Annotated in this window: 14 protein-coding genes and 2 pseudogenes; 11 read left to right on the plus strand and 5 right to left on the minus strand. The window is 50.7% G+C overall.

Annotation, left to right across the window (positions count from 1 at the left end):
- The first annotated feature begins 247 nt into the window (after positions 1 to 247).
- From ACQ86O_RS21025 to ACQ86O_RS21050, 6 genes are all read left to right on the plus strand, one after another.
- A complete protein-coding gene (locus tag ACQ86O_RS21025; protein WP_431222709.1) occupies positions 248 to 1168 on the plus strand; it encodes a Kdo(2)-lipid IV(A) acyltransferase in 921 nt (306 codons plus the stop codon).
- 81 nt (positions 1169 to 1249) lie between these two features.
- Positions 1250 to 1534 (plus strand): YciI family protein, encoded by a 285-nt coding sequence (locus tag ACQ86O_RS21030; RefSeq protein WP_431222710.1) that lies wholly within the window; start codon positions 1250 to 1252, stop codon positions 1532 to 1534.
- A 197-nt stretch (positions 1535 to 1731) separates the two neighbouring features.
- Positions 1732 to 2970 carry a multidrug efflux MFS transporter MdtG gene (gene mdtG, locus ACQ86O_RS21035; RefSeq protein WP_431222711.1) on the plus strand — a complete coding sequence of 413 codons (1239 nt, stop codon included), beginning with the start codon at positions 1732 to 1734 and terminating at the stop codon, positions 2968 to 2970.
- Positions 2971 to 3445: 475 nt separating this feature from the next.
- Positions 3446 to 4999: a peptide MFS transporter gene (locus tag ACQ86O_RS21040; protein WP_431222712.1), complete on the plus strand. Its 1554-nt coding sequence runs from the start codon at positions 3446 to 3448 to the stop codon at positions 4997 to 4999.
- 564 nt (positions 5000 to 5563) lie between these two features.
- Positions 5564 to 5941: a MysB family protein gene (locus ACQ86O_RS21045; protein ID WP_431222713.1), complete on the plus strand. Its 378-nt coding sequence runs from the start codon at positions 5564 to 5566 to the stop codon at positions 5939 to 5941.
- A 99-nt stretch (positions 5942 to 6040) separates the two neighbouring features.
- On the plus strand, positions 6041 to 6592 hold the full coding sequence (locus ACQ86O_RS21050) for a GNAT family N-acetyltransferase (RefSeq protein WP_431222714.1): 552 nt from the start codon (positions 6041 to 6043) through the stop codon (positions 6590 to 6592).
- Between the two features lie 54 nt (positions 6593 to 6646).
- On the opposite strand, the gene mdoH is transcribed toward ACQ86O_RS21050, so the two are convergent.
- Together mdoH and ACQ86O_RS21060 are read right to left on the minus strand one after the other, a co-directional pair.
- Complete coding sequence (gene mdoH / locus ACQ86O_RS21055) at positions 6647 to 9208, minus strand: glucans biosynthesis glucosyltransferase MdoH (protein ID WP_431222715.1); 2562 nt, start codon at positions 9206 to 9208, stop codon at positions 6647 to 6649.
- Positions 9201 to 10733 carry a glucan biosynthesis protein G gene (locus ACQ86O_RS21060; protein ID WP_431225791.1) on the minus strand — a complete coding sequence of 511 codons (1533 nt, stop codon included), beginning with the start codon at positions 10731 to 10733 and terminating at the stop codon, positions 9201 to 9203. Before ACQ86O_RS21060 ends, mdoH begins: the two co-directional genes overlap by 8 nt.
- Before the next feature lie 407 nt (positions 10734 to 11140).
- On the opposite strand from ACQ86O_RS21060, the pseudogene mdoC reads away from it, so the two are divergent.
- The 4 genes and pseudogenes from mdoC to ACQ86O_RS21080 all read left to right on the plus strand — a co-directional run bounded on the left by mdoC (position 11141) and on the right by ACQ86O_RS21080 (position 14991).
- Positions 11141 to 12270 (plus strand): annotated as a pseudogene (gene mdoC, locus ACQ86O_RS21065) (glucans biosynthesis protein MdoC).
- 247 nt (positions 12271 to 12517) lie between these two features.
- Entirely contained in the window at positions 12518 to 12742 is a 225-nt protein-coding gene (locus ACQ86O_RS21070) for a hypothetical protein (RefSeq protein ID WP_431222716.1), read from the plus strand.
- 270 nt (positions 12743 to 13012) lie between these two features.
- Complete coding sequence (locus tag ACQ86O_RS21075) at positions 13013 to 14734, plus strand: potassium/proton antiporter (RefSeq protein ID WP_431222717.1); 1722 nt, start codon at positions 13013 to 13015, stop codon at positions 14732 to 14734.
- 62 nt (positions 14735 to 14796) lie between these two features.
- Positions 14797 to 14991: a hypothetical protein gene (locus ACQ86O_RS21080; RefSeq protein WP_431222718.1), complete on the plus strand. Its 195-nt coding sequence runs from the start codon at positions 14797 to 14799 to the stop codon at positions 14989 to 14991.
- A 201-nt stretch (positions 14992 to 15192) separates the two neighbouring features.
- Here ACQ86O_RS21080 and ACQ86O_RS21085 read toward each other — a convergent pair whose 3' ends face one another.
- From ACQ86O_RS21085 to ACQ86O_RS21095, 3 genes are all read right to left on the minus strand, one after another.
- Positions 15193 to 15324 (minus strand): hypothetical protein, encoded by a 132-nt coding sequence (locus tag ACQ86O_RS21085; RefSeq protein ID WP_431222719.1) that lies wholly within the window; start codon positions 15322 to 15324, stop codon positions 15193 to 15195.
- A gap of 69 nt (positions 15325 to 15393) precedes the next feature.
- Positions 15394 to 15897 carry a YlaC family protein gene (locus tag ACQ86O_RS21090; protein ID WP_431222720.1) on the minus strand — a complete coding sequence of 168 codons (504 nt, stop codon included), beginning with the start codon at positions 15895 to 15897 and terminating at the stop codon, positions 15394 to 15396.
- Positions 15898 to 16127: 230 nt separating this feature from the next.
- Complete coding sequence (locus tag ACQ86O_RS21095; protein ID WP_431222721.1) at positions 16128 to 16427, minus strand: hypothetical protein; 300 nt, start codon at positions 16425 to 16427, stop codon at positions 16128 to 16130.
- A gap of 215 nt (positions 16428 to 16642) precedes the next feature.
- Between ACQ86O_RS21095 and ACQ86O_RS21100 the strand changes: the two are divergent.
- Positions 16643 to 17049, plus strand: a pseudogene (locus ACQ86O_RS21100) (Exc2 family lipoprotein).
- Positions 17050 to 17248 lie beyond the last annotated feature (199 nt).

Genomic DNA, 17248 nt, shown 5'->3' on the forward strand with positions numbered 1-17248 from the left:
CAACAAAAAATAGCCGAAAAAAACCTCATTCCAGGCCTATTATAAGCAAAAAATGGTTTTTTAATGCTGTCTGTTTTCCTGTTACACACTAAAAATGTCACAATACTCTACTATAAACGGCAGAAAAACTATCGCATAAACCGGGCGCTTTAACTTGAATTGTTCCTGGGTTGCCGCCAGAAAGGTAAAAGGTATATGCAATTTCTCTGTTATTACTGATAAATGACTGCTTCTAAGCTGAGAACCCATGACGCACGTTCCCTCTTTTAATCGATCTTTACTGCATCCACGCTACTGGTTCACCTGGTTTGGCATTGGTTTACTCTACCTGCTGGTTCTGCTGCCCTATCCGATTATTTATCGTCTAGGAACCGGGTTAGGCCGTTTCTCCATGCGTTTCCTCAAACGCCGCCTGGCCATAACACAGCGTAACCTTGAGCTATGTTTCCCGCAGATGCCACGGGCGGAGCGCGATGCGTTGGTGATAAAGAATTTTGAATCGGTAGGAATGGGCCTGTTTGAAACCGGTATGGCCTGGTTCTGGCCGAAGTGGCGCATTGAACGCTGGTTCACCGTCAGCGGGCTGGAACATATTCAAAAGGCGCGGGATAACCATCAGGGGGTGCTGTTGATTGGCCTGCATTTCCTGACGCTGGAATTAGGTGCGCGGATCTTCGGTATCCACAATCCAGGGATAGGGGTCTACCGCCCACATGACAATAAGCTGATGGACTGGTTGCAGACCAAAGGCCGCATGCGCTCCAACAAATCCATGCTGGACCGCAAAGACATCAGAGGGATGATCCGCGCCTTGAAACATGGGGAAATCATCTGGTACGCCCCAGATCATGACTATGGCCCGCGCAGCAGTGTGTTTGCTCCATTGTTTGCGGTAGAAAAAGCGGCAACCACCACAGGCAGTTATATGCTGGTGCGGATGGGCAAACCGGCGATTATCCCCTTTACGCCCCGCCGCCTGCCAGAAGGTAAAGGATATGAACTGATCATGCAGCCTGCGGTGGAGAACTTCCCATTGGATAACGAATTTGAAGCTGCGGCCTTTATGAATAAAGTGGTAGAAAAAGAGATTCTGATGGCCCCAGACCAATATATGTGGCTGCACCGCCGCTTTAAGACTCGCCCTGAAGGGGAGCCTTCTCTTTATTGATGGCCGTTTTTTATCGCTATCATCTTGAGCGGCACTCGAAACAGTGTGATGGTAGGGTTTTTACCGCACAGGAGAACCACCATGTATATCGTCAACCTGACTTACCACCGCCCGCTCGAAGAAGTTGACAGTCATCTTGACGGGCATATCACCTGGCTAAAGCACCATTTCCAGGAAGGGGCTTTCATTGCCTCTGGCCGCAAGGATCCCCGTACCGGGGGCGTCATCCTGGTTAAAGACATGCCACGAACGGCGTTGGACGCGATACTTGCGCAGGATCCGTTTAATGCCGTGGCTCATTACGCAGTCATCAACGTGGCCCTTACCACCACATCCGCCGGCTTTGAAGCCTTGGCAGGAGCCTGAGTAAGCCATTTCCCGCGTAGCACTACGCGGGTATCAAACTTGCTTACCGCTTTTAAAACTTTATTTCATTTCTCTGAAAAATACCGGGTTGGTTATTTGATAACCACCGTTATTAAGCGCATACTTACCCTGCTAACTTTTTTGCTTTGCGTTATTTCCTTGAGTAACGCAACGCGTTTTTCCCCGCACGGAAACCTATGGCCCCGGCATCAGAACCTATCAACTGGCAACGCAACCTTTTCATCGCCTGGCTGGGATGCTTTTTAACCGGTGCCGCCTTCAGTCTGGTTATGCCATTCCTGCCACTGTATGTTGAAGCTCTTGGCGTCACCGGCCATCAATCCCTGAATATGTGGTCTGGACTGGTTTTCAGTATTACATTCCTGTTTTCGGCGATAGCCTCGCCGTTCTGGGGGAGCCTGGCAGACCGTCGTGGGCGTAAATTGATGCTGCTGCGCTCGGCATTGGGAATGGCCATTGTTATGGTGCTGATGGGGTTGGCACAGAGTATCTGGCAGTTCCTGGCGCTGCGCGCGTTGCTGGGATTGCTCGGGGGTTTTATTCCCAATGCCAATGCGCTGATTGCCACTCAGGTACCTCGCCAACGCAGTGGCTGGGCGCTGGGCACCTTGTCTACCGGCGGCGTCAGCGGAGCTTTGATCGGGCCATTGATCGGTGGTTTTCTTGCCGACCAATACGGCTTGCGCCCCGTATTTTTCATCACCGCCGCCGTACTGTTTATCTGCTTTCTGTTGACGCTGTTTTGCGTAAAAGAACAATTCACGCCAGTACCGAAGAAAGATATGCTGCACGCACGCCAGGTATTCGCCTCGCTTAAAAGCCCCAGGCTGATCCTCAGCCTGTTTGTCACCACGATGATCATCCAGATTGCTACCGGCTCCATAGCGCCGATCCTGACGCTTTACGTTCGAGAACTGGCGGGTAATACGCATAATCTGGCGTTTATCAGCGGCATGATCGCCTCGGTACCCGGCGTAGCGGCACTGATGAGTGCGCCCCGGCTGGGCAAACTGGGCGATAAGATTGGCCCGGAACGCATTCTGGTGTTTATGCTGATAGTCTCGGTGTTATTGCTGATCCCGATGGCATTTGTCCAAACGCCATGGCAGCTTGGCGTGTTACGCTTCCTGCTGGGGGCTGCCGATGGCGCGCTGTTACCTGCCGTGCAGACATTATTGATTTATAACTGCACCAATCAGATTGCCGGGCGAATATTCAGCTATAACCAGTCTTTTCGCGATATTGGCAATGTCAGCGGCCCGCTGCTGGGCGCTGCGGTCTCTGCCAGCTATGGATTCCGGGCAGTATTCTGCATGACCGCGCTGGTTGTCCTGTTCAATGCCATTTACTCTTGGTGGTGTCTGCAACGGCGCCCAGCCAGAATGCGGGAAGATACCTTGCAGGAAGAACAATAGCGTTATTTATCACCGTTTTTGTCAGCAAGTGTTGCCTAACCGCTGTTTCCCCTATTTTTTCCAATGTTACCTTTCGCTGGCCTCTCCGGGTTCTGCAGATAAACCTAAGACAATCAACCTATTGTTTTTAATTAATTTAATGAAAAAACAGAGCAATAAACCACCTGTCAATGCAAATCATAGACTTCCCAACATAAAAACCAAGAAAGTAGATGTTTGTCGACTTTTCGTCTAAAAAATGGGATACAGGTACTAGACAAAACCATCGTCCAGTTATCAAATGGTTAAATAATATCACGCCAGATGTAAATATCTGGCCAAGTGAAAAAATGGCCGGCACGCTTTTCACGTTTTACAGGCGCTGCGGCTAAGGTTTTGTCGGGTAATCCTTCATAAATGGACTACCTTCATTACATACACATACATACCACAGTATCAACTGCCCTGGCGCAGCACATTATATTGGGAAGATTTTATGCAATCCTCTATTAATCATAACGAAAGCCGGACGTTCTTCGGCCATCCATATCCGCTGGGTTCACTGTTTTTCACCGAGATGTGGGAGCGCTTCTCGTTTTATGGCATTCGCCCCTTATTGATCTTGTTTATGGCCGCCACGGTGTATGACGGCGGTATGGGCCTGGCGCGTGAGAATGCCTCCGCGATCGTCGGTATTTTTGCCGGTAGTATGTATCTGGCTGCGTTACCTGGGGGTTGGCTGGCCGATAACTGGCTGGGTCAACAAAAGGCCGTTTGGTATGGTTCAATTCTGATTGCCCTGGGCCACCTGTCTATCGCCCTTTCGGCCTTTATGGGGAATAACCTGTTCTTTATCGGCCTGATGTTTATCGTGCTCGGTTCCGGTTTGTTCAAAACCTGTATTTCGGTCATGGTCGGTACCTTATACAAGAAAGGCGACGCACGTCGTGACGGTGGTTTCTCACTGTTCTACATGGGCATCAATATTGGCTCTTTTATTGCCCCGCTGATTTCCGGTTGGCTGATCCGCTCACACGGCTGGCACTGGGGTTTTGGCATCGGGGGGATCGGGATGCTGGTCGCGCTGGTCATCTTCCGCGTGTTTGCCGTGCCTGCCATGAAGCGCTATGACAGCGAAGTCGGTCTGGATTCAACCTGGAACAGCCCGGTAGCCAAGAAAAACGGCGTGGGTGCCTGGCTGGTTGCGCTGGCTGTCGGGGTTGCGGCGATCGTGACCTTGATTGCCCAAGGGATCATTGTGATTAACCCAGTCGCCGTAGCTAGCATGCTGGTCTATGTCATTGCCGCTTCGGTTACGCTGTACTTTATCTATCTGTTCTTCTTCGCGAACATGAACCGTAAAGAACGTGCACGCCTGCTGGTCTGTTTTATCTTGCTGATTTCGGCCGCCTTCTTCTGGTCTGCTTTTGAGCAGAAACCGACCTCGTTCAACCTGTTCGCCAACGATTACACTAACCGTACTTTCGGTAATTTCGAAATCCCGGCCGTCTGGTTCCAGTCGATCAATGCCCTGTTTATTATTCTGCTGGCTCCGGTCTTCAGTTGGGCATGGCCGGCCTTGGCACGTAATAAAATCCGCCTGAGCAGTATCACCAAATTCGTCATCGGTATTCTGTTTGCCGCTGCGGGCTTTGGGCTGATGATGCTGGCAGCACAACAGGTGCTGAGCAATGGTGGCGCTGGCGTGTCGCCAATGTGGCTGGTGGGCAGCATCCTGATGCTGACGCTGGGTGAACTGTGCCTGAGCCCGATTGGTCTGGCGACCATGACCTTGCTGGCACCAGAAAGAATGCGCGGTCAGATGATGGGCCTGTGGTTCTGTGCCAGTGCGCTGGGTAACCTGGCGGCAGGCCTGATCGGCGGCCATGTTAAAGCAGATCAGTTGGACATGCTGCCAACTCTGTTTGCCCGCTGCTCGATTGCGCTGGTGATCTGTGCCGCCATCCTGATCCTGCTGATCGTTCCCATTCGCCGCATGCTGGAAAACACCCAGGGTAAAAGCGACGATAAACCGGTAACGCATGCCTGATAGCCATTCAAGTTTCTGCCTTGAGCCAGCGCTTAGCGCTGGCTTTTTTATCCCCTCCAGGCCTGTCACTGCAACACTACGCAAATCCTCGAACGTCTGCCTATTAACCTTCCAATAAGGGTTTTAGGATTGCACGAGCAGGTGACTGCATATCGCCAGCCAGCATTCAGCACAATACCCGCAAATTTCCTGCGTAGGCGCACGCCCAGCCAACACATCGCGGTGATGGGTAAATAGCTATGAGGCCATCAAATGCGCCGGGCTGTCCCAACGCTAATCCCAAACCGTCCATCCTGGTGATTTCTGCTAAATGATCGGTGGGCCGGGCTATTCGTAATACCAAATGGGCAACCTCCCTGCTTCCTCCCGGTAATAAAACCGGCAGCCGATGCCGTTTATGGGCTATGCGGCATGCAGGAAGTGCCTTTTACTGCGCTTTCAAATTGTCCCCATCTCTGTCGAATAAGAAAATATTTGCATCCTGCCGCAGTGCGACAACAATTAATTCTGGTGTTCCACACCACCTGCGGATTTCCCAAGATGATTTTGTGTAAGGAGATAACCATGAGCCTGTATGCAACTCTGGAAGATGCGATCGAAGCCGCTCGCGAGGAATTTATAGAATCCGCCGAAGGCGGTAATGATGATGAACCCCCTGTGCCACAACAGTTCAACCTGCAAAAGTACATCATGCTGGATGGTGAAACCATGTGGCAGGCGGAGTTTTTCGAAGAGGATGGCGAATCGGTCGAATGCATGACGTTTCGCAGTGGTGCCGCTGCACAGGCAATTTTCGACGGTGATTACGATGAAATAGAGATCCGTGCGGAGTGGCTGGATGAAAATACGCTGCATGAGTGGGAAGAAGGTGATTTCCAGCTTGATCCACCTTTAGATACCGAAGAAGGCCAGGCCGCCGCCGACGAATGGGATGAACGTTGAGCCACCGTGGGCGGGCAATCATCCCGCCCACTGCCTTGACGTCTATAACCGTGCGTTGCATGCTGGCGGCACTCGCACTCTTTTAAACAGGCAGGCCCCATGCTTATCAGGCAGGCTATTCCCAGTGATTATCCCGCAATCCTGACCTTACAGGCGCAAAACACCCCGGAGCAGCTCACTGTTGAGCAGAGGCAACAGGGCTTTATCGTCTCTCAGATGAATGAAAAACAACTGAGCAGTATCAATAACGGCCTGGGGATCCTGATCGCTGTTGAAGACGAACAGTTGGCAGGATTTGTCTGCTTGATGCCTGCGGATGCTCAACCACGCCCATCGGTAGTCGATGCCATGCTGCACGCGCTGTCGACCCAAAGCTTTGATGGTCAACCATTAAGCCAGCAACGGCTTTTTCTTTATGGCCCAGTGTGTCTGAGCGCCGAATGGCGAGGCAAAGGCGTTTTACGGCAGTTGTTTGATGCTGTGAAGGAGCGAACCCGGAATGATTTTGACGTTGGCGCGCTGTTTGTGAATGAAGATAACCCGCACTCGTTGGCTGCTCATGTTAACGGTCTGGGGATGACTGCACTGACCCGTTTCCGCTGCCACGATGAGAGCTATCAACTGATTGTATTCGCCACCAGCGAACGCTGAACATTCGCTCAAATAAGGGGGAACACGCAATGCGCATCCCCCTGTATAAGCCAGTTAGCGTTGACCGGTGGGGTGAGCCTGCGCATTATGCGGCAGTCGCCGGTAATCTTCGCGCCAGGCTTCGCCCTGCGGTAACAGCCAAATACGATGATGCAATCTCGACAGCGCTACCGGGTCGCTCAGCAGTTCAAGGCGTTTAGCCTTGGTTAACTTCCCTGGCCCTACCTCCAGCGCCTCGTTTACCCGCTCTTCACGCGCCCGCTCGATAAGGGGGCGCAGATGGTGGCGTGCCGTTGCCAGCGCTGCCGCCAGAGCATTGTAAGAAGGGTTTACCACGGCGTGCATAAAGCCGTTGCTCAACGCACGTTGACGGTTAAGCTGCAGATAGGTCTGCGTAGCAACCAACTCACGAGGTGGTTGATACTCTTCTGGGATCAGGAACAATTTGGCACGTTTGCTCTTCATGCCCAGCGTTGCACGGCTCGACAGCACTGAGACAAACGGCGACAGGATCAGCGAGAACACAATCGGTGAAAGCCACCACAGGAAACGAAGATCCAACCATGCCACACCGCCTGCCCAGACCAGCCCCAACAGCATTTGTGAGCCATGGCGTTTGAACGCTTCGCCCCAGGGGGTGTCATCATCATCGCGCTGCGGTGAATTCCACACCACTTCCCAGCCGAGGAAAGCACTGACCACAAACACGGTATGGAACAGCATGCGTACCGGAGCCAACAGCACCGAGAACAGCACTTCCATCAGCATGGAGATCAACAGCCGCAATGCCCCGCCGTACTGCTTCGCCCCTTTGGCCCAAATCAGCACGATGCTCAGCAATTTTGGCAGGAACAACAGCACCAATGTAGTGGAGAACAGCGCAATGGCCAGTTCAGGCCGCCACTGTGGCCAGACCGGGAACAATTGGCGCGGCTGCAGGAAGTACTGTGGTTCCATCAGCGTATGAACCACCTGTAACGCGGTGGATAACGCCAGGAACATAAACCACAGCGGTGCAGACAGATAAGACATTACGCCGGTAAGGAATACCGCCCGGTGTACCGGGTGCATACCTTTTACCAGGAACAACCGGAAATTCATCAGGTTGCCATGACACCAGCGGCGGTCACGCTTCAACTCGTCCAACAGGTTCGGTGGTAACTCCTCATAACTGCCCGGCAGATCGTAGGCAATCCACACGCCCCAACCCGCACGGCGCATCAGCGCGGCTTCCACGAAATCATGAGAGAGAATGGACCCCGCAAAAGAGCCTTCACCTGGCAACGGTGCCAACGCACAGTGCTCAATAAAAGGTTTCACCCGGATAATGGCGTTATGGCCCCAGTAGTGGGATTCACCCAACTGCCAGAAATGCAGACCGGCGGTAAACAGCGGGCCATAAACTCGCGTGGCAAACTGCTGCACGCGGGCATATAGCGTATCCATGCCAGAGGCCTTTGGCGCAGACTGGATGATACCGGCGTTGGGATTGGCCTCCATCAGGCGCACCAGGCCGGTAAGGCACTCACCGCTCATTACGCTGTCCGCATCCAGAATAACCATGTAGCTGTACTCGCCGCCCCAGCGACGGCAGAAATCGTCGATGTTGCCGCTCTTGCGTTTTACGCGGCGACGGCGGCGGCGATAGAAAATACGCCCGTGGCCATCGACATCGCGGCATAACTCCAGCCAGGCTTTCTGCTCGGCGACGCAGATATCCGGATCGTAACTGTCACTCAGCACATAAATATCGAAATGCTCAAGCTGGCCGGTGGCTGCAACCGATTCATAAGTGGCCCGAAGACCAGCAAACACTCGCTCAACGTCTTCGTTACAGATTGGCATGATCAACGCGGTGCGATGTGCCGGGTTGATCGGTTCATCGCCCTTGATGGTCGAAGAGATGCTGTATTTGTCTTTACCAATCAGCAACTGCAAGAATCCCATCAGCGCCGTCCAGAACCCGGCGGAGACCCAGCAGAACAGAATGGCGAACAGGATCAAGATCCCGGTCTGCAACAGATAAGGCAATATTTGCATTACCGACTGCATCAGATCCTGATCCCACATGGCGATAGGATCGATCAGCGCCCAGCCCTGGTAAGGCAGAATGGTTTTCATGTACCAGGTGGCAATACCGGTTTGTACCAGCATCAACACCAACAGCACATAACGACGCATTGAACCCACCAGGCGCCAGCGATTTTCCGCTTCGGCTTCTTCTTTGCTGGCGTGGCGATTATGCGCCTTGCGCCCTAGCAGGGAATCCCAAAAACGCCCTACCGGGTTGGTGCGCCACGCTTCAGGGAACATCGTGGTACGTTTTACCGGCGGCGTGGCCTTAAGAATGGTGCGCCCTTCGGGATCGCAGTCAAAATGTTCTTCGCTGACGGCTTCCGGCCAGGCTTGGGAAATACGGGCCTTGACCGAGGCCAGCGCCACATCATCATCAGACAACGTTGCCACATTGGCATCAGAGGCCCCCATCTGACGATGTAAAACCGCCAGTGCCGGGGGTTCACCCGCGGTCAATTGCTGGTTGAGCACCCCTGACCGCTCATCGCTCAGGGGCATTGCCGCAAGATAATCCTGGGCAGTTTGAGTAGGCTTATTCATTGGCAGGTAGCTGATAGCTCCAGGTTTCTGACAGGGTCTTGTCACCATTGACCAGCGCTGCGCGCATTTCTACCGGTTGTTTCTCGTCTTTCACTTTTAAACGTACTGTCAAACGCCAGCCTTTGGTCACCGGGTTATAGCGAACACTGTTTTCCACCATTTCACCGTTATCACCTACGCTGATCTGCGCAGCAACCGGTGTTTTGCCGTCTAGCGCTTTCAGTACCGGGCCGACGAAATCAACCAGGAATGCCACGCTGCCGTCCGGTTCGCGGATCAGGTTTGATTGCTTGACATCACCAGTGGAACGCATGGTCTTACCGACGTAGGCAACATCTGCCGCATACAGTTTGTCTTCGTCGCGGGTAAAGTGCAGGCGGTAATTCAGTGCCAATGGCGTTTTTGCATCTGGCAGCACATCCGGCGTCCAGAACGCCACGATGTTATCGTTGGTTTCATCCGCGGTCGGGATCTCCACCAACTCCACCTTGCCTTTGCCCCAATCGCCACGAGGTTCCACCCAGGCGCTTGGGCGCAGATCATAACGGTCGTCCAGATCCTGGTAATCGCGGAAATCACGACCACGCTGCAATAGGCCAAAACCTTTCGGATTTTCGATGGTGTAAGTGCTGACAGAAAGGTGCTTCGGATTGTTCAGTGGGCGCCAGATCCATTCGCCGTTACCGGCATGAATCGACAGGCCGTTGGAATCGTGCAGCGCCGGGCGGTAGTTCAGCGTAGGGGAAGGCTGGCTCGGACCAAACAGGAACATGCTGGTCAACGGTGCCATACCCAGCTTGCCGACTTTATCGCGCAGGAACACTTTTGATTCCACATCTACGGTGGTATCGCGGCCAGGGTAAACCACAAAGCGATAGGCACCCGTGGCACGCGGTGAGTCCAGCAACGCATAAATGACTACATGTTTGTCACCCTGCTTGGGGCGTTCGATCCAGAATTCGCGAAAGCGCGGGAATTCTTCACCGGACGGTAATGCGGTATCGATAGCCAGCCCCCGAGCGGAAAGCCCGTAAACCTGCCCTTTGCCTACCACACGGAAATAGCTTGCGCCCAGCATGCTCATAATTTCGTCGTTCTTATCCGCACTGTTTACCGGATAAAGCACTTTGAAGCCGGCAAAACCAAGGTTCTTTACCGAATCCGGATCGTGTTTGACGGAGCCAAAGTTAAAGAAGTCTGGGCTATATTTGATTTCTTTGACACTGGTAGCCCTCACTTCGTTGATCGTGACCGGCGTGTCGAAGTACATCCCTTGATGATAAAACTCCAGCTTGAAAGGGGTTTTCAGCTTGTTCCAAATGGCTTTATCGTGATTGAACTGAATCTGCTGATAGTCGGCGAACTTCATTTCGCGCAACTGAGAAGGAAGGTTGCTTTTCGGGGCTGTAAAACTTTTTCCCGCCAGATCTTGTGCCTGCTTGGCCACATCGTCAATGGAAAAGGCCCATGCCTGCGAAGTAAACAACGTGAACAAAACGGTAGCACTTAACCAACGAACGCTCATGGCGCGTGGTGTTTTGGATAATATATTAACTAACACATCCCCCCTATTCGAGAGCTCAATTATTCAAAATCCATATTAATGGATTCCTCAGCTTTCCGACAACATGATAAATCAATGGTTCATGTTTATGGCACAGAGTTTAAGCAGTTGTTAAACATCAGCGTAGCAAGCAGCACCACAAGACGCTATGGAAAAATGTATAGCGCTATAGTAGGGTTTCCAATTGCAATTTTTTCATTGCCGACTTATTAAGCGGGTTATCTATACCCAGTGAATTTCAAGTTACAGCCAGGCAATCAACCTGTTCATTCCCTGGCAAAGACTTAAGGGGTGGCAAGTACAGGTAACCACGCGGCGGCTTGAAAGACAACGGTATATGCCCCCGATACAACGACCAGCGGTAAACTATGACTAACGGTACTCATCAGCGCGAGTTTTTCCTTGATTCGATCCGAGCCTATTTGATGTTGCTCGGTATTCCTTTTCATCTTTCTCTGATTTACTCAAGCCACTCCTGGGCGGTTAACAGCCCTACGCCTTCATTTTCACTGACGGTACTGAACGACTTTATTCATGCCTTCCGCATGCAGGTATTCTTCCTCATTTCCGGCTACTTTTCTTACATGCTATACGCGCGTTATGAACGTCACCGCTGGCTGAAGGTGCGCCTGGAAAGGGTTGCTATTCCCTTGCTTAGCTCCTTGGCGCTGATCACCCTGCCGCAGTTCTTTTTATTGAAAAACTTCACCAATAAATTAAACGGTTGGCAAAATTTTAGCCTTTATCAAAAAATGAATATTGCCGTCTGGGAGTTAGTCTCCCATTTGTGGTTTTTATTAACATTATCTCTGTTGACCTGCGCCTGTTTTTATTTTTTCAGAAAAATCAAGGCAAGAAAAAAACCGATGGCACCCAGCCCAATAAATAAAATGACAAGTTTAGGTAACATCTCATTGTTATTTTTATTTTATGCGTTTATCTACAGCCTTGTTCACCGTATTATTTTAATCTTCGCCCCCCGTTACTCTCCAATGGCCTATTTAATTTCGTGGTAATGGAAACCCTGTTCTATCTGCCATTCTTCATTCTTGGTGCCTATGCCTTTAAGTATGTGTGGTTGAAAGAGATTTTCCTTAAGCCATCCTGGCCTGCGGTGATCGGTTCGCTGCTATTGTTAATCGCCTATATGCTGAACCAGAAACTTATGGCACATAGCAGCTATATGTTTGAGCTGGAAGTGCTGATCAAAACCCTGCTCGGCATCCTGATGACCAACGTGGTGTTTTCGTTAGGCTATAGGCTGCTCAACTACCATTCACCGCGCATTACCTATCTGGTCAATGCATCGCTGTTTATCTATCTGGTACATCACCCGTTAACGCTGGTATACGGCGCATTCGTCACCCCACTGATCGACAACAACCTGCTGGGCTTTGTGGTTGGCCTGCTGTTTGTCTGCACTTGCGCTTTCCTGCTGTATGAACTGCACAAGCGTATCCCACTGTTACGTTTCCTGTTCTCTGGTAAAACACAATGACGCCTTCATTCCGGCACAGAAGGCATATAATTTATCAGTTCGGTGGCAAACGCACGCATTGCACTGCTCACTCTGGCGAGTTGATGCAAATTGGTGCTGGTGCATAATGCAATGCGTTGTTATAACTGCTGTGCATAAGAGAAAATCCACATCCTGCCTTACGGTAGCGATTGGGCTCATGAACCCTAAGGGAGCGTCGCGATCTACCAGCAACAGTTCCCTTCCGTCACGACAGAGAGGATTTTTAATGACTGATAAAGCCACCCCGGCAACCGAAGCCGTAGCGGAAAACGCCACGCTACTGAAAATCCTGAGCAGGCTGTTGTCTGCATTGGATACCTCAATCAGTGGTAAAGATCGCAGCATTTTGGTGACCGAGCTTTCCAATCTGAATCTCGACGGGATCTCAGAAGCAGAAAGGAAACTGTCTGCCGAGTTAATCAGGCGCGCCCTGCAGTCGCTCGATCATTAATCCCCGCCGGCAAACCATTAAGTCTCCGCTGAGGCTTAATGGTTTTTCACTACATATTAGGTGGTTATTGTCTTACTAAAATATCAATAGCCTGATAAATAGACAAAAAATCAGGAAATCCTCCAGTTTCCCTCATTTTGTGTAAAACTCCCGTCAAGAGGCAAAATAGCTGCATTCTTTTGGCAATCAATCTTGGCGTTTTACAGGAAAAACAGGCTATCATAAGCCCGACACCCCGCCTTTTGGTTCACTTCGCAGGAGAACGTTATTTTGGATGCCAGCACGATCAACAGCTTGTTCATCATCGGTGCCGTGTTGGTGGGGGCGAGCATTCTCCTCAGTTCTTTCTCTTCGCGTTTAGGTATTCCCATTCTGGTGATTTTTCTGGCGATAGGCATGCTGGCGGGTGTCGATGGCCCAGGCGGTATCGCTTTTGACAACTATCCTGTGGCCTACCTGGTAAGCAACCTGGCACTGGCCGTGATCCTGCTCGATGGCGGAATGCGCACACGCGCCAGTTCGTTTCGTGTTGCACTTTGGCCCGCCCTCTCTTTGGCGACCCTTGGCGTGCTGATCACCGCCGGGTTGACCGGCTTGGCCGCCGCCTGGTTGTTTAACCTTGATCTGATCCAAGGGTTATTGATTGGCGCCATCATTGGTTCGACCGATGCGGCAGCCGTATTCTCACTGCTGGGTGGCAAAGGGCTAAACGAACGTGTCAGCGCCACGCTGGAAATTGAATCCGGCAGTAACGACCCCATGGCGGTGTTTTTAACCATCACGCTGATTGCCATGATTTCCGCCGGGGAAACCTCTGTAAGCTGGATGTTCCTGATCCATCTGCTGCAACAATTCGGCATAGGGATTATGTTGGGTTTAGGTGGCGGTTGGTTGCTGCTGATGTTAATCAATCACATCAAACTGGCAGAAGGATTGTATCCGCTACTGGCCGTAAGCGGGGGTATCCTGATCTTCGCGTTGACCACCGCACTGGATGGCAGCGGTATTTTGGCAGTTTATCTTTGTGGCTTACTGCTGGGCAACCGCCCTATTCGCAACTACCACGGCATTGTGCAAACCTTTGACGGCCTCGCCTGGCTCAGCCAGATCGGCATGTTCCTGGTATTAGGGCTCTTGCTTAACCCTCACGACCTGTTGCCAATTGCCATCCCTGCCCTGCTGCTTTCTCTGTGGATGATCCTGTTTGCCCGCCCGATCTCGGTATTTGCCGGTTTACTGCCCTTCCGTAATTTCAGTCTGCGTGAACGGGTGTTTATCTCCTGGGTCGGCTTACGTGGCGCCGTGCCGGTGATCCTGGCTGTTTTCCCTATGATGGCCGGGCTACCCAATGCCCATCTTTTCTTTAACGTTGCCTTCTTTGTGGTGTTAGTCTCGCTACTGCTGCAAGGTACGACACTCTCTTTCGCTGCAAGAAAAGCGAAAGTTGTGGTTCCTCCTGCATTGACCCCGATATCGCGCGTGGGGCTGGATATTAATCAGGAAAACCAATGGGAACAGTTTGTCTACCAACTGACCGCAGAAAACTGGTGTGTAGGCGCAGCGCTGCGAGAGCTTAAAATGCCCAAAGGAACACACATTGCAGCGTTGTTCCGTGGCAATGAATTATTACACCCAAGCGGCAGTACCCGCTTGCTGGAAGGCGATATCCTTTGTGTCATCGGCCACGAGCACAACTTGCCTGCGCTGGGCAAACTGTTTAGCCAAGCTCCTGCAGTTACTCTGGATGAACGTTTCTTTGGTGACTTCATTCTGCAATCCGATGCCCGTCTGAGCGATATCTCACAGGTTTATGGTCTTAACCTTCAGGAAGGCGTAGACGATCAGCAAACGTTAGGCCAGTTTGTGACCACGTTGATTGGTGGTGAAGCCGTGGTAGGCGATCAGATAGAATGGGACGGGTTAACCTGGACCATTGCAGAAATGGAGGCTAATCAAATCAGCAAGATCGGTGTAAAAATCGTCACTGACTAACCCTCAACATTGGTACTAATCCTCCCTCTTCGCGGGAACTTATCCGGCGAGGAAAACTCTTAATGATATTAATTATCAATTTTTGGCCATTTCCCACCACAACTTTAGTGGTGGGTACGCCTTCAGAACATCAGCCACTGGATATCCCCGTGAACAGCAAAGCGAAGTTCTTTTCAATTTTGACGATGATAACTCTAAGCGTGGCAATGCTTGATCTGGGGATCGCTGACTTGATTCATAAAATACTGATTGGGTGATGAAACGTGACACAACAGCAACAAGAGAAAGACTTACTGGGGAAGATCCTGCTCACCGTTTCAGCGCTCTGCCTCGTCACCGTGACGGGGTTATTGATATGGGGTTTTGTGCTCGATTAGCTCGGTACGGGGGGATAAATGGCCAACGCTTGACCCAAGAGCACAAAAAAACCGCAGTAGCGGTTTTTTTGGGATGAACGATCAGATTTTACAGCCTTCGCAATCTTCTTCGTCTTCAATGATTTCAGCAACTTCCTTGGCTTTCAATGCCGCATTTTGCTCCGCTTTCGCTAATTCAGCATCAATATCAAAATCGAAAATATCATCACTCATTGCCATTACCTCAGAACATTCTTATATCGACGGAGGATTATAATCAACATTTGTCCGGGTGCAACTCTTTCAGTTCAGCACCGCTACGGGTGCCTGAGCGCTATACAGCTTTTTTGAATAAGCCAGGTCATAAACATCATAGAAATCAATCTCACCCTTGTTAGCGATGATTTCCTGCATTCGGTTTTTAAATGTCGCGCTGATAGTCGAGTCATTGAGCAATGCCTGCACCGATTGTGGCGACAACGCGCGGGTAAAATACCACTCTCCGTAGTAGCAAACCCGCAGATCCAACACGCCTATGTCCTCAAAGCGATAGACAGGTTTAATCTCAATCAGCAGCATGGCGAACATAAATAGCACAAAAGCGGTAAAACCGAGGAATGAGTACAACCCCATATACGGGACCGGATACATCACGGCAATCACGGCGAAATAGCCAGCGAACATGGCAAAGCAGAGCCAACGATGCGTACGCGCAAACTCACTGTTGAACCGCGGCTTACCATCACGCCCCTCCTGCCGGTTGATCTGCTCTATTTCTTTTACCAAGATGTTCTTAATCGTATCCATTGCGACAACCTTATGCATGAGTACATCACTACTATCAGTAATCTCAGTTCAAACTACCACAAGTACAATTTATTGAGGTAGATCAATTCCTGCATTATTCACCGCCAACTGTTATACCCCATGTCTTTAAAGCACCGCTAAGCGGTAAACTCGTTCAGCCCCTGACTTAATAAAGTTGTTCAAGCACAGATAACAACGCCATAACGGGTAAGACGATGAGAAAAGGTTGCTCAACGAGGCTGTACGGCCTTGCCTTTCGCCACCATAAACATTCTTTGAGCAATATCATCCGCCTGCTTGATTTGGTTTTTTTGTACTTCGTTACCACGATGCGCTGCGCGGGCATAGGCAATCTCATGAGCCTGATCGAGCATTGAAATCACATTATCGCGCATCGACTTATCCAGATTCCCCAGAATGGTGGTAATAATCGCCTGGTATGCATTTGAGGCGGCAGTCAGGGATTGCTCTCTCGCCTCTAACACCGCAATACGCTGCAACAACGTCTGAAGCAGTTCGGGATCCGACATATCCACCTCCTGTTGCCCGGCAGCCTCTCTGCCTGTTATTAGTTTAGCAAAGGATCTTGCCATGCAAATCAGTTGCCAATAGCTGACAACAGACAGCACCAACACAGGCAAAATGATAATTCGGGTGACAGCACTTTTCCCCTTCTGTCAACATGATAGAATAACGGAGCATCCTCTGGAGAATGAAATAACCTACAAAAAGGAAAAGACAGGTCATGGAAAGTTACCGCATCCTCCCTCTGTTAGCCGTACTCTTGCTTAGCGCCTGCACTTCATCACAAAGTAGTGTTGAAAAACATGCTCGCCATGCAACCTATCAACTTGCAAACGCACACTTCGATCCGAATACCAAGACCGATATTTCACGATCGGTTAAAAACGCGCTTCCTTTCTTTGAGCAGTTCTATCAGGCGGGTAAAAAGATCGCATTGATGGCCTGACTCGCGAACAGGCACAACAAAGAGTGGCGGAATTCCACAATCCTGATTTTTTACCGGAGTCAGAGCAAAAATACATTATGTTTGATCGGGCATACACTGCTGATTCACAAAAGAAACAGCGCGAAATCCTGCTAGAAAATGCGGTAGCCACCTATTGGGATGGCTATGAAGGTAAACCCTGAACAAGCGGCTTTTTTACTGAATAGAGAGGGTATTTATAGATATAACGTACGCAATAGATCCGCTCTATAAATGAACAGGTGACTCGATCCCTTCACCTTTCAAAATACTGAATCCTACCGCCGAAATTTTTCTTCACAAAGCTCTGGAATAGTTCTTATTCTCAGCTCATGTCGCCACCAAAACCCCATAAATTCATAA

The organism is Serratia sp. L9 (assembly GCF_050632285.1).
Lineage (GTDB): Bacteria > Pseudomonadota > Gammaproteobacteria > Enterobacterales > Enterobacteriaceae > Chania.